This is a genomic window from Bacteroides sp. LFL-34 (assembly GCF_027257075.1).
Taxonomy (GTDB): domain Bacteria; phylum Bacteroidota; class Bacteroidia; order Bacteroidales; family Bacteroidaceae; genus Bacteroides; species Bacteroides ovatus.
This window is the reverse complement of record NZ_JAPQKZ010000014.1, coordinates 47,646-68,594: the sequence shown is the minus strand read 5'-3', so window position 1 is coordinate 68,594 and position 20,949 is coordinate 47,646. Positions and strand designations below refer to the sequence as shown.

Sequence of the window (20,949 nt, the reverse complement as noted above, 5' to 3'; positions counted from 1 at the left end):
TTATGACAGTTTTTCCACGGTGTCTCCCGAACAGCTGTCGCTGATCCAGAAGGAACCGTTGGTTACCGAAGTCTTTTCGACCTCGAACTCATAGGCGCGGAACTTACGGCGGGCCACCACCTCGTCGAATGTGGCGGAGACGCCTCCTGTCGTCCGGTTCCGGCGGACAGCCCATCCGCTTCCGGAAAGGCCCGGGGAAAAGAACTCCGAAGAGAGCGACCCGGTAAAGACGCTGTTTCCGTAATGCCGGATACCGTCCTCCACCGCTTGCAGGCGTAACGCCTCTGTCAAGTATAGGATTCTGTCAGTAATCCGGGTGGGCGACGCATGGATTCCGATATGCCCGGCTGCTTCCAACGGAACAGCGACCGTAACGAAATCGGCATCGGTGCGGATATGGAACGATTCGCTGTGACGGTTCTGCGGGGCATAACAGCTCACGGACGGACGGTGTGAAAAATCCGTGCTGTGAGGGATAGCCGTCCTTACGTCCTCTTCCTCGTAGATTACCTCGGAAGAAAGCGATACGCGCTCCCTGTCGCCTGTGAACATAAATCCCTCTGCTGTGCCCATCCGCAAGCGCTTGTGGATAACGATACCTTCATCGGAAGTGTCTACCCGGTATGAGGAGAGCAGGTCGGCGCCGTAGTTGTGGCGGACAGTCAGCGAGCCCGGAAAACAAGCCTTTCCGTAAGGGGAAAGCATCAGACACTCGCCGTCCACGTCCGATATGCCGGAGAACAGGCGTATCTTCGGGGTATGGTCGCCGCCTAAAAGAAGGTCACCACCGATACTCCCGAGCTGTATCTTGTCCTTGTCGGTACAGAGCAGTACGGGAACATCTCCGATCCGGATGCCGAACCCGTCCAGGAACGAGAGGAACCCGCCGAGCGCGACATCCTCTTCCGAAAACGAAAGCAGACATTTCCCTTTGTCGCCCAGTTCCACGCCTTGCAAGGCTTTCAGTCCGCCATCCATGACCGTACTCCCTCGCACCGTCAGATTCCGTCTCACCATGCCGTCCCGCATCATCCAATCCACCGTGTCCGTATTGGCGTTGCCACGATGATAGACATCCTGCCCGCCCACGGCCAGCCGTGTCGGGGAGATGGATATTCCTGTATCCTCGTCCCCGATAATCCATGCCCCTTTGGAATGTACCGTCGCATCCAGAAAGTCTATATGGGAAGCGTTGATTGTAGCGGTGGCCTTGTCCGCGTCGTAACGGAGCAACTGCCTGCCGCCGATATGCAGGCTGTCGCCCCCGACTTTCAGGTTGCCGGTAATCCTGATACCGTACTCGATGGCAGTTACCACACCTTCCGGATCGGTAATGTCCTGCGAATAGGTTTCCAGGATACGGGTGTTTCCAATGCCGGCTTCGAAACCGTAATTGGCACTGAGCTTGCCGGTCATGTCACCGCCCGATTTTTTCAGGTAATCCAACAGCAAGCCACCGCTTCCGGAACCGCCTTCTCCCGTAACGGCTCCGGCAATGGCGGATGCAAAACCGTAAGCGGTATTCTTCAGTCTCAGGCTGGTCTCGTCGCCTTCCTCGATGCCGTAAGGATGCTCGTCGTCCTTTTTCTGCTGGGCATTGAAAAAGTTATGGTACAGCTGTGCATAGATGGAATAGCACAGGCTCTCCTTGTCGAGGGTTTCTATATCGGGATGCAGTTGTACGCTCATTTGGTATAGCTGGTCTTGGAAAGAAATTTCTGGATACGTGATGTCAGCGAGATGAAGTTCGGCATATTGATCGGCGACATCGTGCCCATCAGTGTGGGAGTCATGATTTTCGAACATTCCGTCAGGAAGTCGAGCATCAGCCGGGCAAGCTCATTACCCAGAACCAGCGGCTCGGTGGCATTCTCGTCACCGAGCGTCACCTTGTTGTCGGCAACGGCAACGGTCGTGGAATTGACCTTTTGTACCACTTTATCTGCTGTCTGTCTGACTTCAGACTTGTCCACCGTATGCGTGATGCTTTCCGCATCGATAACGGTTGTCGCTTCCTTGTCCTTGTCATTCCTAACGGTTGTTGTGACGGCCGTCGGCGTATAGTGGGTGGAGGTCTCGTTACCGGTGGTTTCCAGTTCGTCGTAGTCCGGGGAAGAGTCGTTTTCCGGATCCAGTTCCTCCATTTCGGTCACGCCGATGACGGTTTCCGTGCGGGCATTGAGCCGCAGGATATCCACATGGGAGAAGTTAACCACATAGGCATAACGGGTGGCGGCATCCATGAAGATGGTCACGTCGGAAAAAAGTGCGGGGACGATCAGGAAGCCGCCTTCGCTGTTGGTGGCGGCCGAGAGCAACACGCCTTTATGGATAACAGGTTCGGCGGAGGCCGTCTCGTCCGGGTACTCGCCGACATCAATGGTACCGCCGTAGTCGGAAAACTCCTCGTCCGAGGGGTTGTCGTGTATCTTGGCGACATAGCCGTGTATCATGCGGGCCGTACCGATACCGGACATGCCTCCGGGAGCCAGATTGATACGCTCCATACTCCGTCCCAAGGCTATCTTGCGGATAGCCTCACGGATAAGCAACTGGTTGGATTTGTCTGAAGACATGAGTTTTTTGAAAGAATAGGAGGAGCATAGTTTATTGGTTGCCAATTATTTTGTACTTTTGCAAAGACAATGATATTACTTATGAAACAAGAAATTTTAGAATCCTATATTACATATATATTTGATTTCTTTCAAAAATCAAGATGCTTTAAAGCCGGGCAAGGTAACATGCTCAGAAATTTTAGATTTGCAGCTGAAAAGCAATTTACTCGTAATCAATTGGGTATATTGTATTTCCTGGTAAATACCCTCATTGATAATGGCTATCTCTACTTAAAAGATAGAGATTTTATAGCTCTTACGGAGAATGGTGCCGATGTTATAAATGGGGGAGAGTGTGTTATTCCTAAAATTTCCCTTGAGCGGACAATTTATGAAAAAGAGACCAGTAGATCAGATATATATGAACAGCTTTGGAATATTATCGGATCGAACAAAGAAAATGATTATGCGCCGCTGTATGTAGATGGACCATTGTTTTATAATACAATCAGGCCATATTTAACAACATTGTCGTTACCTCATACATATGGGGAATATATGGCAGAATTGCGGGAAAAGGAAGAATTTACATCAAGAATTAAATGGTATAGGACTTTATTTTTAGCTCTTGATGAGAATGATGTACAAAAATTCCTCAAAGATTTGTCTATCAAAATAAACAGGCTGCTGCTAATGAATACTCCAAAAGATGCGATACAAGAAGCTTTGAATCCTTGGGCAGATGTAGACATTCCTACAATCGATAATACGCCTCTGCCTGAAATTCTCAATAAAGTGGCGGAAGAACCAATTGTGAATAAAAACAAGCCGTTTGTGTTGATTTCGTATGCGTGGGAGGTAGAAGACAATGTCTTTATGAATTGGATTCAAACTTTCGCCAAAGATTTGCGAAGACGAGGGATTGATGCTCAAATAGACCAGTATCAACCTCATGGAACTGACTTGCCTAAATTTATGCTTGAAAGCATCCGTAAGGCAACTAAAGTTCTGTGCATTCTGACTCCAAAGTATAAAGAGAAAGCTGAATCCGGTAAAGGAGGTGCCGCTTATGAAGGGGGTATAATATCACATGAAATATATAACAATCAGGGAACCACTAAATTTATACCGGTTGTACGCAAAGGGTCTTTTGAAACTTCGACACCGGATTTCATTAGTGGAAGAAAAGGTTTTGATTGCTCTACTGACGATAAATACAATAGCGAACTTCCGAATATTATCAAGGTAATAAACGAAGAACCATTGATAGAAATTCCTCCTGTTGAATAACGGTAAATCTTATTTCCTAATTTTATACGGAATACTCAGTTGTTGCCTGTATCCACCCACCCCGAAAGTAGTCGTTACCTCTTCCACGAGGTATACGCCGTTCTTGGAAGGATTACGGTAGTCGATCAGTTCCACCTGTACGGCAGGAGACAGTCCGAAATCCCCGAATACTGTCACATTGCCGGTGATTCCGTTCAGATTGTAATTCCGAAAGTATTCCGTCGTCTCTTCTACAAGCCGGTCGGAATTGATTCCGACATGAGGTGACATATATGGTACGATGGTATATGTGGATAAATCCACCTTGGTCCTGGTCTTCGCTCCTGATGCCGTCGTGTTGCCCGTTACTTTGTGCGTCTTTTTTGAAATCTGCGTGGCATTGACCGTCTGAAACTCCTTGCTGCCCGGCGTCGCCGGGTCGTATTCAGGATTCATGCGTACTGTCACCTCAAAGAATTTTTCATCCGTCCCGAGTGCCTTGCCCGTCACCGCCAAAAACTTCGGATCGGTCTTGACCACTTTCAGGTTGCTCTGCGCCACATGCTCGTTGAAGTATATCCTGTACGGTCCTGTCGATTCATCCTCCGGGAATACCGGCTGAGCCTTGCTGGACGAATAAGGACGCCCGACGGCAATGGACGGTATGGCCCCGTCATCATCGGCATCGTATTTTAAAAAACAGTAGACCTTGTACTTCGACCATTCGGAAAGGATATCCGCTACCGTGAAGTTGTCCGTGACCTTTACCTTGCCGATATGTATCTCAAACCGCTTCGTATCCGAGTGTATCCTGAAGCCGGTATCTTTCAGGATATTATACTTGCCTTCCAGCACCTCGTTCACCGTCGTCCCTTTCGCCGGGGTCTCGAAATGAGGTGCCTGTTTCAGTTTGAGTTTGTAGGCCATATTCTCACACTGGATTTCCAGCGTGCTGTCCGAATTGTATCCGGTAATGTATCCGTCGAACATATTTTTCAGCACGCCGTTGTAGCCCAGCTTGATATTGATGCGCTGTCCGACCTTGAATGTCGTCTCGTCAACCAGACGCTGCGCGCTGCGTTTCTCGATGATGACACCGTCCTGCATCACCTCCGTCGTTATCCTCGACACGTCCTTGCCCTCCAATGTCACGTTCCCGATAATCGTGGAGCGGCATACCGACCCTTTCGGGAATATCACTTTGGCCGTTCCGATCAGCTTCTTGTAACTCTCGTTGATTTCGAGCGACTGGACTTCCGTAATCTCCACGCCGTTCTGTATCCTCATCGGATTGGATGGGTCGGCATCCCCGATGGTGATGCGACAGCAGAGGATATCCATTGCAGCTATACCCATAAACGTGTCAGTTTAAGCAACGAGGCGGGGTCGATGACCTCCGTACCGAATTTAACATACTTGATCCACTTGTTCGTGTGCTTGATGGCCGTGTCCACCTTTTCCTGTTCCGCCAGTTTCAGTTCCACGGCTTCCGATGGCTCCACGGCGACACAGTTCAGCGAATACGGCTGCACGTTCCGGCAATCCGTAGGCTGTAAGGTATAGCCCTGTATAATCAACCGTGAAATGTTGAACTGGCGCAATACCGTGTTGTCGCAATCGATGACACCCTTGTATTGTACCAGCCTGATAAACTTGGACACTTCCGCCTCGGGATACACGTCCGGGTATTTGGAGGTGATCTTGCCGTTGATGGTAATCTCGAGGTCACCCCCGGATATATATTCCTTGCGGGTATAGTCCCGCCCCTGTACCCGGGTCAGCAGGATATTGTTCCGGCTGCTGACCTGTACCTGCGGTCCCAGGTCCACGAATGTCACCAGTCCATACCGGCTGTTCGGCAAAACCTTGCACTCGCTGTTGTCATAATACTTCCCCTCCTCTGATATGGACAGTTCCAGAAAATCCGCCACTGTCCGGCCGACGATGGAATCGATATGGTTTTTCTTCTGCGCCACCGCCTGCTGTTCCCTGATGAGCTGGTAGTACTGTCCGGTCTTGTTCGCAAGGCTGGACTGCGACTGTGTCTGAAGATATTTGTCCCGCACCTGCTGTTCCCAGTATTTGAGGTATCGGGGATAGGAACGTAGCAACCCGTAAGCCGTCTGCGAGGCAACCTGTATGGCTGCCCGTTTGAGCAGGTCATGGTGCCTGGAGAAGTAATGTACCTGCCCGTCCTGCAATTCGGCAAGCCCCATGCCCAACGCCAGACGCGTGGCGTTGCTGATGTATCCGCCAAGCGAACCGTGGTTGAGTATGCCTCCGCTCAACAAAGTCGAGGCCGCGATTTGTATCAGTCTTCCCATAATCCTTTCATTTTATGCGTTCCAGGAGGCATCGAAGTCATGCACGACATCGATGAGCGCCTGTGCCAGTTGTTCTTTCAGGTTCTGTATCTCTTCCGTCTGCCCCTCCTTCGACTTCATCAGGTCGATGGTCCTGACACTGAGCAGGCTCTCTATGTTCACGATGACCTGTTTAGGTGCCGCCGAGGACAACCGCCCCGTGCCGGAATAGTTGCCGCCGGCCCCTCCGTCATCCAGATGCGTGTTGGTAATCGGGTTGGCAGCAAACGGACGTGTATCGTTGGAATCCGGTTCGTTGCCGTACTGGTCGGGAGTGAAGCCCGCCACGCGGAGGATGTTCTCGGCTGCCTCCGCCGAACCTCCGAAAGTCTGCCGGAGCGATGAAAAGAACTTCACGAGTGTCGTATGTGCCAGCTTGCGATGCGCGATGTTGTCTATACGCTGCGCATCGGTGGCGTTCTGCCCCAGTGCCCGCTGTTTCCATAGCCCGTTTTCGTCCTGCTCGAATCCCCAGGCCCTGAACTGGTCAAAGTCGAACCCTCCCTTACGCATCAGCTCATGCGCATTGGCGGCACTCGATATGGCATTCCGATAAGCGGTGGCGGCACGCACAATCTCCGGAACGGTCTGCGTGTTCATGTACCGGGCATAGTCGTATGTGCGGGCGGCAACCGCTTCCGACCTGTCCCCGATATCATTCACATAGACGGCCTTGCCATCCTGCATACGCCACAAAGACTTGTCGAGATCCTTCTCCTGTTGCCCGAAACGCTCCTTTACCGTCTTGAGGAAAGCGTCCACTTCCAATACCGTACCCATCTTCCCGAACTCGGCGTACGCGGCATCGATACGTGTCTGGCTGTCGCGTTTGGCAAGGGTGACAAGCGCATCCCTTATGTCATCCTGACGGGCTTTGTCCATGTTATACACATGGTCTCGCGATACCATCCCCTCAGATGAAGCGATGGCAAATTCCCCCAAGAACCCGGCCCACCAGTTGGATGTGAAGGCTCCGATTTTATGTCCCGAAGCCTCTTCGATACTTTTGCCGGCAACGACCTCGTCCACGGCACGCTTTGTCTTGACAGCCATGTTATAGGTCTCGCTCAGGGAGGAGTAAAGTGCCTCTATGGACGGATAACGGTACTTGCGGTTCGATTCGATCTCTTCCAGTACGGCATCCTTCGCCTCCTTTATCTTCCAGGTCTTGTAAGCCACCCATCCCAAAGTCCCGACCAATGCGGCTATACCTGCCGTGGCGGCAACCGCGCCTGTACTGATGGCACTCAACGAGGCGGCAGCACCGGTCAGTCCGCTGCCGGTAGCCACCTGTGTGGCAAACAGCGACTGCAGGACTCCTTTGGCTCCGATGACACCGCCCCCGGCCATCAAGGCGCGGTTCATCGCTCCCCGTCCCGCCACGCCTGCGGACTGCATGGCCGACACGATGGCCCGCTTCTGGGCAAACGAAACCTTACCGATACCACCCGCCCCCAGCAGCCCCTGCACGGCACTGATTGATGTCGTGGCCGCAGACTGTTTGCCGATAAACCCCATGGCGATGCCGATATTCGTCAGGGCTCCCGCCACCTTGAACAGCCGGGTCGCGACAACGCCTGTAAAGACAAGCGGTTCTATCCAATGGAAATTGCGGGTCACCCATGCGCCGATATTGCCGATCACGGTGAAGATGTCCAACAAGGCATTCCCGATGGACACCAGGCCACGGGTAAATTCCGGAGCCTTGAACTTTGCCAGAAAAGTGCGGAGCACAGTGCGGATAGAGGGTTCCAACACCTCGTATGCCTGCATGAACCCTTCGGTCAGCTGGGAGGTCACCTGCGCCCACAATCCCTTGGTCGTATTCTGCTTTACCAATGCCAGTTCTGAGGAAACGCCCTGGGACCCCCGGTTATATGAAGTCAGTTCTCGTAGTTTGTCGTAGTTCTTCAGGAACATCATCGCCGCGTTACCGCCAATTTTCCCGAAGATTGCCTGGACATCCGCCATCGACGCGCCCTTCTTGTTCAATTCCTCGAAAATGTCCGCTATAGGACGGAGTTTCTCGACCTGCACCCCCTCGATGTCGCGCATTTCCGTGAACCGGATGCCCAGGCGGTCCAGAACTTCCTGTGCCTCCTTGGTAGGTTTGGCAAAACGTGTGGAAAGAGCACGCAACGAGGTTCCCGCCAGCGTTCCCTTCAGACCCATATTGCCCAAAAGACCGATGGCGGCACTGCTTTCCGTGAAGTCCACGCCCGCCATACGCAGGTAACCGGCAGCCATCTTGTATGACTCCGCCATCTCCACGATATTCACATTCGAGCGGGAAATGGTGGAGGAGATAATGTCCGCCACGCTGTCCATGCTGTCGTTATGGATATCATAACCGGCCATGATGTTCGTGGCCAGGTCGGCGATATACGACACGTCGTTGTCACCGATAAGTGCCAGGTTCGTGATCGGGCGGATGGACTTGTTGATTGTCTCGATATTCATGCCCGCCATCGACAGGTATTTGACGGCACCGGCAATCTCCACGGCTGTGTATTTCGTGTCGATGCCGATTTTACGGACATGACGGGCCATACTGTCAAAACGGGTCTCGAATGTCTTGAGGTCGCTGTCCGCCACACGGAGGATGGAATGTGCCGATTCCATGATGTTGGAATAGTCGATGGCCTTCGTCAGTTCCGAACGGATCAGGCTGTAACCCATATAGGCATTGAGCATCGAAGCGAACGGGAGGTTCCTGAGTGACGGCGCTTTCGAATACTGGATACGGTTGATGGCGGCACGGCGTTTACTGCGGTAGAGCGTACCGGCTGCAGTATGTTCCCGCTGCATGAGCCTGACGGACTGCATCGCATTGCGCTGTTCCTGCCGTCTTGCAGCCTGCTCGGCCTTTATACGTTCCGTTTCTGCCTTACGGCGTGCCTGTTCTGCCTGCCGGCGTATTTTCTCCGCAGCACGGGCGGCATTCTTGCACTCCCGTTCTTTAGCCCGCGCTTCATCGGCACGCCGCTTTTCCGCCGCGGCGGTTTCTGCCAGAGCCGCCTTACGGCGCTGGTCTGCGGTAAAGAGCTCCTCCGCGTGGACCAGTTTCTGGCGATGCAGCTGCTGTCCTGCATAAAGCCGTTCCATCAGTTTTTGCCGGGCCTTTTCGGGCATTACGAAGGCCTGCGGAGCATATGGCACCGGAACGGAAGGTGTGAGTCCTTCGGATGGTATGCCTCCCTGCATGTTGAAAGAAATGACAGAAGCACTTTTGATACGACCCAATAGGGAAAGTATCTGCTGCAACCTGTTTTCCGCCGTCCCGGTCTTGATTTGCAGTTCCCGGTCACGTTCCATGGAAACCAGGGCGGAGTTGATTTTCCCGATGGCTTTGGTAATGCGTTTCTGCGCGTCTGCCATCGTGCCAACGGACGAGGCGGCATTCTTTTCGATCTCCGCTTTGCGCATCTCGGCAGCCTTTTTCTCGTAAAGGCTTTTGGCGTTGGCCTTGATTTTCTTGCTGTCCAAAGCCTGACCGGCATTGATGGTCAGGCTGATGCCTTTGGAAAGCGTGGAAATATCCGTGAGTAACCCCTTGATACGTTCCAGCTTCTCTTCGCTTTTTTTCGTATCGATGGTCAGGCGGTAATCGAAATTACGTTTCTTGCCGTTCTTGGTGCGGAACACGCGGTCTATCTCGTCCATCATATTCTTGATGTTCGTGACGGCCGGAGTCAGGGACGCTTTCGCCTGTACCAGCTTGCCTACCGCCTCACCGAAGGCGATAACCTGCTTGGTGCCCTGAGAGGCATCCACGTTGATGGAGTAGTTGACCTGATAGTTCTGTTCCTGAGCCATGGTAATGGGTACTGCGTTAAAAGAATAGTCTTTCCGCAAGGGCGGAGATTATGAAACGAAGGCCGCCGCAAACCGGAAGCTTACGGCGGCAGGTCAAGGAGTCCTCTCCGGCAATGACATCGGAACGGGCATACGGCTGATGAGCATCTGCTCGTGCAGCCACAACGCCTCTTCGGAAAGCATCGCGAACTCCTCGTCGGAAATCGTGTCGAGGTTGACGCCGGGAAAGTAGTGGCGGACATAGATCATCCGCTGGCGGATGCGCTGCTCGTCGGTCACTACCCACCGGCTTATAAGTTTACCAGGACACTCTGGCGGGTGGTGATCAGCTCGGAAAGCTGTCCCATCAGACCGAACAGGAAGAGCGACTCGTCGTCCACGAGTTCCTTATCTCCGTCCACGAAGCAGTCGCGGGCCAACGTGCGCATGGCGATTACCTCGTCCTTTTTGGAAGCGGCCATGAATTTGCTGAACTGCGGAAAGCTCGGTTCGGACATGTAGGCCACATAAATCTCTTTCTCGCCGTTTGCGGTGTCTCCGAAAACGACCATCGGACAAATCTTGCGGAGTTTCTTCTCCTCTTTCAGTTTGAGGGCTTTTTCCTTGATCTTGATCTCCTGTTCCAATGAAAGCATTTTTTCGTCCATATCGAATTTGTTTTGATTCACCGAAAGAGTAGGACAAAGAATCGTGGAAAGGTTGAAGACACGGTTCTTATTCACTTGTAATCCATATGTTATACAAAAAACTTCTTTGCTCCTGATATTCCCAGATCAGTCTTTAAAGGAAATTTCGCTGAATATATTTCATATATTTCTTTGATATATAGTATATAATCGTTAATTTTGCATATTCTCAAACATAAATGATTATGTGCAAAATAGATGATTTTATAGATGTGACAAGCCGGTACATCGCTGAATTGCTTGATTTGAGGGCGGACATCAGGCCGGTCGAAAAGGATGTCTTGCATACATTCCCAGCCAATATTACTGCCGGTTATACATTTTGTACGGCTAACTTGTTGGGGCATGACGTAGTTCTTCTGTATAGTGCAGACAGTTCTGCATATACTCCGGGGCAGATGCGGAAACAAAAAGAACTGGTTGAGCGAAAAGCCCAATGCCCGGTAATATTTGTATTGCGTACAGTGGCGGCCTATAATGTACGGCGTCTTGTCAGACATCGTGTAAATTTCATCATACCGCAAAAGCAAATGTTCATACCGGATTTGTTGATAGATTTGAAACCGCATAAAAATAATATCGGGGGAGGTGAAGAAACGCAGATTCCTGCAATTGCCCAATGCATAATCCTTTATCATCTTGAAGTAAAGTCTCTCGAAGGGAAAGGAACTTATGATATTGCAGATCTTTTCAACGTGTCGTATGCCAATGTAAACCGGGCGGTCAGATGGCTGAAAGATAAAGAAGTTATCGCTTTATCCGGCGGCAAGACAAAGAGTATGATATTTCAGTTCAAAAAGCGTGAATTATGGGACAGGATGTTGCCGTTCCTGGCGAACCCCATCGAGCGGATTGTATATACCGATAGTCTGCCTGATGAAGTATTTTGTATTAGTGGAGTAAATGCCTTGTCGGAATATTCAATGCTGAACAAGGAAAAAAATGACACTTATGCCATTGCAAAAGAAGAAGCTCGACGGTTGCAAATCCGGACAGACAAGGAATATGGCGAGACCCGCATAGAGATATGGCGTTACAATCCATGTTTTTTCTCAAAAAACGGCATTGTAGACAAATTGTCTTTATTTCTGGCCATGAAGGATATGGATGATGAACGCATTCAAATAGAATTGGAAACTATGATAAATAATATGATATGGTAAGAGGAATTGATAAATTCAGGGAGTTTTTCACCGGATATGAAGGAAACTATGTCATCATAGGTGGTACTGCCTGTGAAATGCATGAAGAAATATATGCACAAACTCCAAGGGCGACCAAGGACATAGACATTATACTGATTGTGGAGGCGCTGTCTTCGGATTTTGCTGCAAAATTCTGGGAGTTTGTAAAAACCGCAGGGTACAGACAAAGGAATAAGGGAACCGGGAACGGGGAATGCAGGCATGAATATTACAGGTTCAAGGAACCGGGAAATCCGGATTTCCCGTATCAGATAGAACTCTTTTCACGAAATATCGGGGTTGTCAAATTCCCGGACGATGCCCACATTACCCCCATTCCGGTTGATGATGACCTGTCAAGTCTGTCAGCCATTTTGATGGATGATGACTATTATAATTATACCATTGAACACAGCACGTTGGAGGAGGGCGTACATATTGCGAACATTGAAAGTCTTATCTGTCTGAAATGCAGGGCCTATTTAGAAATGACCGAGCGGAAAAGCAATGGAGAACAAGTGGACAGCAAACATATCGTCAAGCACAAGAAAGATGTATTCCGGCTGGTTGCCATGCTTGCTCCTGCCGACACCTACGAAGTTCCTGATTCGCTTAAACAAGATGTTGACAGGTTTTGCCTGGCTGTCAAAGAAGAAGTGCCAAACTCTGATTTTTTCAAATCGGCAGGACTTAAAAGCATTTCCGGAGAACAGTTATTGGAACAACTTGAAGCCAATTTCATAACACAACAATGAGAATCCAATACGCATCCGACCTGCATCTCGAGTTTCGGGAGAACAGCAGTTTTTTGAAGCACAACCCGCTGGCTGTTGCCGGAGAAGTGCTTGTCCTTGCCGGAGATATAGGATATATCGGAGATGAGAACTACTCCAGACATCCGTTCTGGGACTGGGCTTCCGGAAATTACAGCCGGGTCATCGTGGTTCCCGGAAACCACGAGTTTTACAAGATGTTCGACATAGACAAGCTGTATAACGGCTGGTCGCTCAAAATCAGGGAAAACATCACCTGCCACTATAATGCCGTTATCCCATTGGGTAACGATATAGAATTGATCGCTACCACACTGTGGTCACATATCCTGTTGCAGGATGCCTATGAAACTGAGGCAGCCATCACAGATTTCCGCAGGATGCGTTACGGCAGCGAACCGCTGGACTGGACAAGGTTCAATGACGAACATTCGCGCTGTTTCCGTTTTCTGGAACAGAGCGTAAAACAAAGTACTGCCAGACATCTCATTGTCGCCACTCATCATGTACCGTCATTCGAACTGATGGCGCCGGAGTTCAAGGGCAGTCCGCTCAATGGGGCATTTACCGTGGAGCTTGGCGGTTTCATTGCAGACAGCCCGATTGAATACTGGATATATGGCCACTCGCACCGCAATATCAATAAGGTCATCGGAAACACCCGGTGCATATGCAACCAGTTGGGCTATGTGTTCAGTAACGAGCATACGTCATTCGATAAGGAAGCGCATATTTCGATTTAAGTCTGCCATACATAAATCCCGTCTGTCAGCCAAGGTCAATATCCGGCAAACAGACGGGTTATTATGTAACAAATTTATGGTTGACTATTGAAGTCGTGGCTTCACCAACTTCCCGTCGATACCGCATGTTTCCAGAACCGCGGTATTTTCTTTGTTGAAGGCGATCAGGCATGACGGCGCTCCGGCCGTACCACCCTGTTCCCCCGTAACATGGTAAAAACTGAGCCGTCCCTTGATAAAGAGTATTGAATCGGCGTTTGGGAATATCAGTTCGTGGAACAGGCGCGTGTCCGTGCGGGCAAAAGTGAGCGCGACGGCATTCCTGTGTTCGACACACCTGCGGATAAACCGGACAATCAGTGCAGTGTCATAGGGAGGATTGCAGAACACACGTCCGAACCAGGGTTGTTGCAGGCCGTCATCCTCAATGGTATAGTGATGTCGCGCCGTATCCCATGGGCGGTTTACGGGCGAACACGGATCCAAATCGAACGGCCCCAGCCTCCGAAGCAGGCAGGGAGGCGTGAGCCATTCGTTCTTTCCGGTAGAAGATTTCCCCTCGAAAGTTACATCCATGACAGCTTAGATTGTATCACCCGAGCCGATTTGGATATCGAACGGGTTGAGATCGAATTCATGGGTGATATTGGTATCATCCTGCTGTGACTCGAGACAATCCTCCGTGAAGATGCAACCTTTGAGCGTTACGGTCGTCGTTGTCCAGTCCTCGCCGGCCATCGGGTTGGCAAAGCTGATAATCAGGTCGAACTCGCCGATTTCGAGCAGCGAGCCGTACACCGAACGCAACAGCTGTTGCGTGGCATAGTCCATCGTGATGCTCGCCGTATAGGTAATGTTCCCGAACCCCCTCGACACCGGCCGTCCTCCCATGCCGTAGTTACTTTCGACCTTGCGCTTCTTCGACCATTTGATGGCCGACACGCCTTCAAGGGTCGTGGAACCTTCATCGATTCCCAGGGCGGTCGATGACAGGGTTATCATCGACCACGAGTATGCTACATTGTTGATTATTGCCATATGCTATGTCTTATTTGCGGTTAATGACAGTCCTTCCTCTACATAAATCTTCACGGCCACGCCCACCGGGACAAGGACATAGGAGATGCGCAGCGTGTCGTCCACCAACACGTTCTGGTTCGGGTCGATAGTGACGGCGTATCCTGAAATTTCCTGCGCCGCCTGCATCTTGGCCAGTATATCCCCGATGAGTGTCTTGAAAGCTGTAATCTTCGACGGGGCGAGGAACCCGGTTGAAGGATTGACCATCAGCGGTGAGTTCACATACGGCAGCAGGGCTGCACGCACGGCACGGCGGCTCTTGTTGATGGTGCGGTTCCGGGCAATGGTACGGAAATCCCCATGTGAGCATGTCTGGTCTTTCGAGATGTAGATCCCGTTCTCGCGGCCGGCATACTTGATGGGAAAAATATACCCCTTATCGTCGAGTTCGTCCAGCAGTGACGGGGAGAGTGACTCGTACCGGTTCAGGCTGAGGAAGTTCTCCTCTGCCTCGTCGAGGTTGATGTCCCCGAACCCCAACTCTATTTCCTGGAAATCGTCCGCGAAGAGATTGAACTGCTTGACCCATGCGATGGATTCGTGCACGTTGGCCTTTGCTATGGCTCCCATAACCGCTCCCAAAAATCCCACGGGCGTATGGTTCCTGTTGCACATCTGCATCGTGGAGATCTTTTCGTGATGCGCCTGGCCGAATATACAGCTGATACGGCTTGATTCACAGATGCATGAAGGTATTTTATTCAGGTCAATCTGACGCCCCTCAATCGTATCCGCCCCCGTATTGGAAGGATTGGCGGAAAGGATGAGCGAGAGCGGCTGGTTCTGCTCCGCAAGCCCCACGGCCACGTCGTTGAGCCCCTTTACCAGATTGAGGTTGTATTGTTCCGATGCGCCGTTCGCTTTCCACAGCGGCTGTTCCGTCCATATGCCTATCTGGTTGATCATACCCCCGGCAGCACGCTGCATGATTTCCAGCGCATCCCAGTTCGCCGAACAGTCCGCGAACATCACGTAGAGTTTTCCTGAACCGCCCGGATTGCCGGACATGCGGAAAAATTCACGGATATGGTATGCCGGGATGCCGTGCAGGAAATTGACATTCATCTCCTCCTCGTCGGTTGCCTCCACACGTTCGATGATACCGAAGTCGTTCACGGCGGACTTGAACGAGGTGATGTAGCAGACATCGCCAGGCTTGAGCCTGGTCTCATTGGTTTTACCATACCCCTCCGTGAAAAGCGTCGGCTGGAGGGACACGTCGAACAGCAGTCCCGTCACCTTCTCGCCCGACGAGCCGGTATCGTAAGGAATATTGCCGTCCACATCCTTGATAAATACATTACCGAGTGCCATTATGATTTCTTTTTAAGTTCGTTGTAGAAAGGATTCCTGTAGAGTACGGCCTTGCCCCTGATGGCGGCCGCCGTGTCCGGCGCATAGGTTCCTCCGTGCGTGTCGATGTACAGCGACGGATATGCCGGGAACTTTTTCAACAGGGACAGGATGTGAGGCTCTGTCGTCTCCTCCGACCCTGCATTCCCTTTCCCCGCGGTCTTGGCCGGCAGCCTGTCTTCAGTCTCGCCGCCTGTCCCGAGGTTTTCCGATGCCGTTTCCGGAACGGGCACCGCCTGAGCCTCCGGTGCAGGAATATTATTGTTGTCTGTCTGCGGAGTTTCCTCCGTGTTGATTTTCTTTGCCATAACAGTAGAATGAAAATGGGGAACGGGGCCTTGCCTCCGCTCCCCGGGTGGATATTGAGAATGAAGAAAGGTGTGTTATTCGCTCTTCTTGTAGGCGGTATGGACCACGATCTCCGCCGGGCGGACGATGTTCACGTCCATTTTCATGCGCATCTGGAAAAAGAACAGCTCGGAGTTGGCCTGCAGACGGTCGATTTTCAGGATGTCCGTGTCGTTCGCGTAATCCACCCCCATCCACAGGTTGGAGTCCATGCCGGTGGAGAACTCGCCGAGCACCATCGTGTGTTCGGGGATTCCCACGACCGGGACGATGCGCTTGCCCTTGAAGCGATAGCGGTTGACCTCGGTATTCTCGGAATACTTGACCTGCTTGTCCGAGATATATTGGTCATACGCGTCCCAGGCGTCCCATCCGACCACAAAGGTCAGAGATGTCTTCTTTCGGATCTGCTTCGGACATTTCCTCCACATCGCATAGAGCGCCGCCTCCACCGCGGCCCCGTCCGTCAGCTCGGTCGTTCCCGAAATGATGCACTGCCCTCCGGCAACCACCTCGGCATCGGAGGAGTTCACATTGTCGAGGATCCGTTTGATGACCCCGTCAAAATATTTCTCCTTGTTGGCTCCGATTTTCGTGCAGCCTTCCGGTGCGGTAATCTTGGCCACCGTCTCTCCTCCGCGGGCGGAAGTCCAGATGGCGTTTCCGATATACTCGTTTTTCTTGTCCATAAGGAGACGGAGCATCGTCGCCTGGATTTTCGGGTCGAGCTCGCGGAACACGAGATTGCCTTCCGGCTGCGCGAAACGCCAGTACTTCTCGTAGTCCCTCGGGTTAAACTCGAGATAGACCATAAAATCGGACGGCTCAAGATGGCGTTCGGTGAACTGGTACTCGTTCGTGCCGTCATCGCCCTTGGCTCCGTGGATGGGTTGTGGGGTCGGCACGTTGTCCTGGATAATGTTGCCCAGCTTGATGGCAGGAAGCGTATAGCGGTGCTGGATGCCCGTCTTGATATGAATCAGTCCCTCGCGGACTGTATCATTGCCCTGCACGGTATAGGTCAGCAAGTCCTCAAGTACTTCGCCGCTATACCCGTTTTGAAGAAAGTTTACTGTATCAGCCATTGTCGTTTTAAGTTTTCCGTTGAAGAATGAAACTCGGCCGACTGGCGGATACCTGCTGTTTCCGCGCGAGACACTGCGGTCTCCGGCATGTCAGTTAAAATCGGGCGGACGCCCGCGGATAGTCTGTCAGAGCTTTCGGAACTTGAAATCCGCACCGACCACTTCCGCCACCTTCTCGGCCATCAGCTGTTCGGCGGTCTTTGTCGCTTCCGCCGTGGCCTGGATGTTGGCAGGGTCATCGGCGATTTCCTTCGAGATTTTCTCCCGCGCGGGAATGGAAGCCAGCGTGCTTTCCGCCAACTCGAAGTTGGAACCGGCCATCTCCACCCACTGCGTTTTCGCCTCACGGTCAATCTTGCCTTCTGCAATGGCATTCTCCACCAATGTCTCGATACGGGAAGCCTGCTCGTCCTTCTCTTTCTGCTCGTAGGCGGAAAGGCGTGCCGTCGCTGCGGCCAGGTCTGTCTGCAAGTTCCGGATGGAGGCGTCTTTTCCGGCGATGACGGTCTGCGCGTCGCTCAGTGATTTCTGTATTTCTCTGTATTTGGGTTCCATCGCGGCCAGTTCAGAGATACGTGCCATCACGTCCTTGACCTCACCGTCCTTCATGCCCAGCGAGGCTGCAATCGCCCCGTACTCAAAGCCTTGTGTCTTGTTTTCGTTTGCCATATCGTTTTCCGTTTCTGTAAGAGTAGGTTCAATGCCTTTGAAAGGTTTATTTCCCGCGCTGACACGGCTCATCAGTTCCTGGATGGCGGCCGTATCGGTCAATCCTTCTATCTCGTCATGCACTTTACGGCAAAGCTGCTTCGAGGTATGGATGACATGCTCCGCAGGTATGATGCCGGCCTTGACGGCAGCCTGTGCGTCGAAATAGGTCCCGTCCTTTCCTGCCTGTCCGTCCATGATGGCCCGCACATGCTCCGCTTTCAGGCCGAACCGTTTCCGGTAAATCGTCTCGATCTGTTTGGTAAAAGCCGTTACCATGTCCGACGGTTCCCCTCCGTCATCGTCCGGCAACATCGGGTTATGAATCATCAGTATGGCATAATCACGCATGAGAGAACGCTTGCCCGCCGCCCAGATGATGGAGGCCATCGATGCCGCGACCCCTTCGATGATACATTCCGTATCCACCGTGGCATTGGCGATGGTGGAATAGGTGGACATGCCGTAAAGGACACTGCCGCCCTCCGAGTTGATCAACACGCGGATACAGGAGGGACGGATGATATTTTCCAAAAAGTCGAACTCGTCATTGAAACGTGAGGTCGTCTCTTCCGTCACGCGACCGAAGAAACGGATAACAGCCGGCTGGCCTGCCTTCGCCTCTCCGACGACATATTGAAGTGTGTTCATATCCATATGCAAGGGTTATTTGAACAAGAGTAGGCGGTGGAAAAAGAAAAGGTTTTGCACTGCTATTTATGGAAGTGGAAATATGAGAATCCATCCATTTATGGAAATGCGATTATCTTTACAGTATAATAGATTGTTCAAATTACAGACCGGTTGCAACTATTTGTATCAAGACCGGCATGCTGAACATTCTAAATTCAGCAAGTACAGAAAATGTATCATGAGTCTTGTATTATCTGCTGATTCATGTCTGTTTATACGCAGTGCGGATAAATCTCCTGCATGGATTTCAATTTTCCGATCCAGTATCCGAAAAACCAGATACTTCGTCATGTTCCGGACGCGGATGGAAGCCGTGTCCGCCGCTGTCATGTTGCGGCGCATCGCTGTGTTGGGTGAACGGGGGCATGACCACATACCTTTTTACCCAGTCCCTGTATTTCCACGCGGAAGATTCCCTGAACCATACCTCGTAGTCTATCCAGTACGCCTGCAACATATTGGTTGAAAGCGGCATGTCGAAATAGGTCAGGTTGCACCGCTCGCTCAGCGCCGGCTCATGGTTCTTGGCATCCTGTATGGCTACATTGAGCCGCTGGAAGACCAGAAACGCCTCGCATTCCTTGTCTTCGTCCGCATTGTTGAGCGTATTCAGGATAAACCGCACGCGCATGGTGGCGCGTCCCTCACCGATACGCTGTTGCTGTACCAGGTACCTCACGTTGATAAAGTGGATGAACACGGCAGGGAACACAGTCTCATACTCCGTGTTATCGTCACGGACAATGCGGGCGAACTGGCCGTTGTCGATAGCGACGGTTTTGAACAGGGGCGGCGACAACGGGTCGTCCGGATTCTCCCGCAGGGTCAGGACAGCCCGCTTAACGGCCCGGTATATCTCCACGAAAGGGTTCGCGGAAACTTCTTCAGGCAGGCTCTCCGCCGGTGCCGACGGTTGTGCGGGCTGTGGTGCTGGGTGTTTGTCTTTTATCATAACGGCTGGTGTGGAAATCCTTTAAAAATCATATCTATGAAATGGGCGGCGATATAGTCGTCCGTCTTCGGTGAGAATCCGATGAACTGCCGGTGTACGGGACGGCGCGTGGAATACTGGTTTACCGTGTACAGCCCGAACTTCGGATCGGTATTGTGTATGGCGGCATAATGCCCGTAACGCTCCTTGCTGCGTCCCCGCTTGCCCTTGACTGGAAAGCTCTTTTCCGTAGTCCACATGCAATACCTGGCGCCTTTCCGGAAGATGCGCGTACGGTCCGAACGCCGTCCCACTATGTCTGTCCGGCCGGCTTCCGACTGTATGCTCCGGGCCAGAGTCCCCGTATCGTTCATGAGAGGATGGGTGAACCTCTTTCCCCATTTGGAGGTACGAGGCGCCCATTTGCTACCGTTGAATCCCCCCGAAGCGAATGAGGACACGAACTGCTGCCTGGTATAGTCACCGGCAGCAGTTGCGAAGTCGAATACGTTGAACTCCAGCCGGCTGGCCATGACGCGCGTACTGGTCCTGCTTACCCAGTGGCTGCAAAACTCATCAAGCGTTATCTTGGGCATAGGCGAACTTTCCTTTAATGCGTTTCACAATATCATTCATGTAACCCGGAAGCGGGACGGAGAAATAGCGGTGCGCATCGGAAAAGATACGCCCGCCGGTTGCCAGGCTCTCCCGGAAGACCGGATCCACCTTTTCCAGATAGTCTCCCTTATCCGGCAAAGCCGCCCGGACAGCGGCGAACCCCTCCGCGACCAGAAAGCAGCGGCATCCCCATTCGATCGGCGGTATCAGCTCCGGAGGAAACTCGGATTTGCGGAAGGAAATCCCTTCCAATGAAAGATGCCAGGCACGTACCCGTTCATCGCCTTGTGTCATGTAGGTAAGCACGGTATCCATATCCACCGCCATCCACCATGCGGCCATCGAGGCCGCGAAGAATACCTGGTTGTTCTCTTCCTCCGCATGGACGAGGTTATACCTGCGGCATATCTTTTCGTATGCTTCCATGTCCTGTTCATCCGCTGTCTCGGGCAGTTCCCCGAGCATGGCATACTCCTCTGCCGCGGCAAAATCCACCAGGTTGTCTATAGCTGCAATCAGGATGTCACGCTGCTGCCGTTCCCTCTCTGTTGTAAAGGAGTTGTGATTTTTCAGTATCTCCAATGCCCGGTCCATATCGATTCGCAGACCTGTCAGCGCACGGTCTATGAGGAAAGAGGCACGCAGGGTGATGATGTCCTCTATAATGTCGAGACGTTCCGCGCTGTTCTCCCAATAGAGGATCAGCCTGCGGAATGCATCGAAAATGACACGATACTCCTT

The 20,949-nt window shown here is 51.9% G+C and carries 20 protein-coding genes; 4 read left to right on the top strand and 16 right to left on the bottom strand.

Annotated features, from left to right (window positions below; genetic code table 11):
* Both N5O98_RS10680 and N5O98_RS10675 read right to left on the bottom strand, forming a co-directional pair.
* Positions 1-1,689, bottom strand: coding sequence for a hypothetical protein (locus tag N5O98_RS10680; protein WP_117677918.1), 1,689 nt, complete (start codon positions 1,687-1,689; stop codon positions 1-3).
* Positions 1,686-2,576 carry a hypothetical protein gene (locus tag N5O98_RS10675; RefSeq protein ID WP_004293592.1) on the bottom strand — a complete coding sequence of 297 codons (891 nt, stop codon included), beginning with the start codon at positions 2,574-2,576 and terminating at the stop codon, positions 1,686-1,688. The genes N5O98_RS10680 and N5O98_RS10675 overlap by 4 nt, the downstream gene beginning before the upstream one ends.
* A gap of 81 nt (positions 2,577-2,657) precedes the next feature.
* On the opposite strand from N5O98_RS10675, the gene N5O98_RS10670 reads away from it, so the two are divergent.
* A complete protein-coding gene (locus N5O98_RS10670; protein ID WP_224200102.1) occupies positions 2,658-3,848 on the top strand; it encodes a toll/interleukin-1 receptor domain-containing protein in 1,191 nt (396 codons plus the stop codon).
* Between the two features lie 9 nt (positions 3,849-3,857).
* On the opposite strand, the gene N5O98_RS10665 is transcribed toward N5O98_RS10670, so the two are convergent.
* The 5 genes from N5O98_RS10665 to N5O98_RS10645 all read right to left on the bottom strand — a co-directional run bounded on the left by N5O98_RS10665 (position 3,858) and on the right by N5O98_RS10645 (position 10,653).
* On the bottom strand, positions 3,858-5,183 hold the full coding sequence (locus tag N5O98_RS10665; RefSeq protein WP_004293594.1) for a hypothetical protein: 1,326 nt from the start codon (positions 5,181-5,183) through the stop codon (positions 3,858-3,860).
* Positions 5,174-6,151: a DUF6046 domain-containing protein gene (locus N5O98_RS10660; RefSeq protein WP_004293595.1), complete on the bottom strand. Its 978-nt coding sequence runs from the start codon at positions 6,149-6,151 to the stop codon at positions 5,174-5,176. The genes N5O98_RS10665 and N5O98_RS10660 overlap by 10 nt, the downstream gene beginning before the upstream one ends.
* 12 nt (positions 6,152-6,163) lie before the next feature.
* Positions 6,164-10,006, bottom strand: coding sequence for a phage tail tape measure protein (locus N5O98_RS10655; protein ID WP_004293596.1), 3,843 nt, complete (start codon positions 10,004-10,006; stop codon positions 6,164-6,166).
* A 93-nt stretch (positions 10,007-10,099) separates the two neighbouring features.
* The gene (locus N5O98_RS10650) at positions 10,100-10,285 is read right to left on the bottom strand and encodes a hypothetical protein (protein ID WP_004293597.1); all 186 of its coding nucleotides are present in this window, start codon (positions 10,283-10,285) and stop codon (positions 10,100-10,102) included.
* A gap of 11 nt (positions 10,286-10,296) precedes the next feature.
* The gene (locus tag N5O98_RS10645) at positions 10,297-10,653 is read right to left on the bottom strand and encodes a hypothetical protein (protein ID WP_008860783.1); all 357 of its coding nucleotides are present in this window, start codon (positions 10,651-10,653) and stop codon (positions 10,297-10,299) included.
* Positions 10,654-10,877: 224 nt separating this feature from the next.
* On the opposite strand from N5O98_RS10645, the gene N5O98_RS10640 reads away from it, so the two are divergent.
* Genes N5O98_RS10640 through N5O98_RS10630 form a run of 3 tightly spaced genes read left to right on the top strand, consistent with a single transcriptional unit; the run spans position 10,878 to position 13,392 of the window.
* Positions 10,878-11,855 (top strand): hypothetical protein, encoded by a 978-nt coding sequence (locus N5O98_RS10640; protein WP_004303975.1) that lies wholly within the window; start codon positions 10,878-10,880, stop codon positions 11,853-11,855.
* Positions 11,849-12,631, top strand: a complete 783-nt coding sequence (locus N5O98_RS10635; RefSeq protein WP_004293600.1) for a hypothetical protein — start codon at positions 11,849-11,851, stop codon at positions 12,629-12,631. The genes N5O98_RS10640 and N5O98_RS10635 overlap by 7 nt, the downstream gene beginning before the upstream one ends.
* Positions 12,628-13,392, top strand: a complete 765-nt coding sequence (locus N5O98_RS10630; protein WP_004293601.1) for a metallophosphoesterase — start codon at positions 12,628-12,630, stop codon at positions 13,390-13,392. Before N5O98_RS10635 ends, N5O98_RS10630 begins: the two co-directional genes overlap by 4 nt.
* Before the next feature lie 84 nt (positions 13,393-13,476).
* Here the strand turns inward: N5O98_RS10630 and N5O98_RS10625 are convergent, their stop codons facing one another.
* The 9 genes from N5O98_RS10625 to N5O98_RS10585 all read right to left on the bottom strand — a co-directional run bounded on the left by N5O98_RS10625 (position 13,477) and on the right by N5O98_RS10585 (position 20,802).
* Complete coding sequence (locus tag N5O98_RS10625; RefSeq protein WP_004293602.1) at positions 13,477-13,968, bottom strand: DNA N-6-adenine-methyltransferase; 492 nt, start codon at positions 13,966-13,968, stop codon at positions 13,477-13,479.
* A gap of 6 nt (positions 13,969-13,974) precedes the next feature.
* Complete coding sequence (locus N5O98_RS10620; protein WP_004293603.1) at positions 13,975-14,430, bottom strand: hypothetical protein; 456 nt, start codon at positions 14,428-14,430, stop codon at positions 13,975-13,977.
* Between the two features lie 3 nt (positions 14,431-14,433).
* Complete coding sequence (locus N5O98_RS10615; protein ID WP_117719654.1) at positions 14,434-15,786, bottom strand: DUF2586 family protein; 1,353 nt, start codon at positions 15,784-15,786, stop codon at positions 14,434-14,436.
* Positions 15,786-16,133, bottom strand: a complete 348-nt coding sequence (locus N5O98_RS10610) for a hypothetical protein (protein ID WP_004293605.1) — start codon at positions 16,131-16,133, stop codon at positions 15,786-15,788. The genes N5O98_RS10615 and N5O98_RS10610 overlap by 1 nt, the downstream gene beginning before the upstream one ends.
* Before the next feature lie 75 nt (positions 16,134-16,208).
* Positions 16,209-17,258: a hypothetical protein gene (locus tag N5O98_RS10605; RefSeq protein ID WP_004293606.1), complete on the bottom strand. Its 1,050-nt coding sequence runs from the start codon at positions 17,256-17,258 to the stop codon at positions 16,209-16,211.
* A 126-nt stretch (positions 17,259-17,384) separates the two neighbouring features.
* Positions 17,385-18,623: a Clp protease ClpP gene (locus tag N5O98_RS10600; RefSeq protein ID WP_004293607.1), complete on the bottom strand. Its 1,239-nt coding sequence runs from the start codon at positions 18,621-18,623 to the stop codon at positions 17,385-17,387.
* 283 nt (positions 18,624-18,906) lie between these two features.
* Entirely contained in the window at positions 18,907-19,611 is a 705-nt protein-coding gene (locus N5O98_RS10595) for a hypothetical protein (protein WP_004293608.1), read from the bottom strand.
* On the bottom strand, positions 19,608-20,186 hold the full coding sequence (locus N5O98_RS10590; RefSeq protein WP_008860784.1) for a hypothetical protein: 579 nt from the start codon (positions 20,184-20,186) through the stop codon (positions 19,608-19,610). The genes N5O98_RS10595 and N5O98_RS10590 overlap by 4 nt, the downstream gene beginning before the upstream one ends.
* A complete protein-coding gene (locus N5O98_RS10585) occupies positions 20,167-20,802 on the bottom strand; it encodes a phage minor head protein (protein WP_008142943.1) in 636 nt (211 codons plus the stop codon). The genes N5O98_RS10590 and N5O98_RS10585 overlap by 20 nt, the downstream gene beginning before the upstream one ends.
* Positions 20,803-20,949 lie beyond the last annotated feature (147 nt).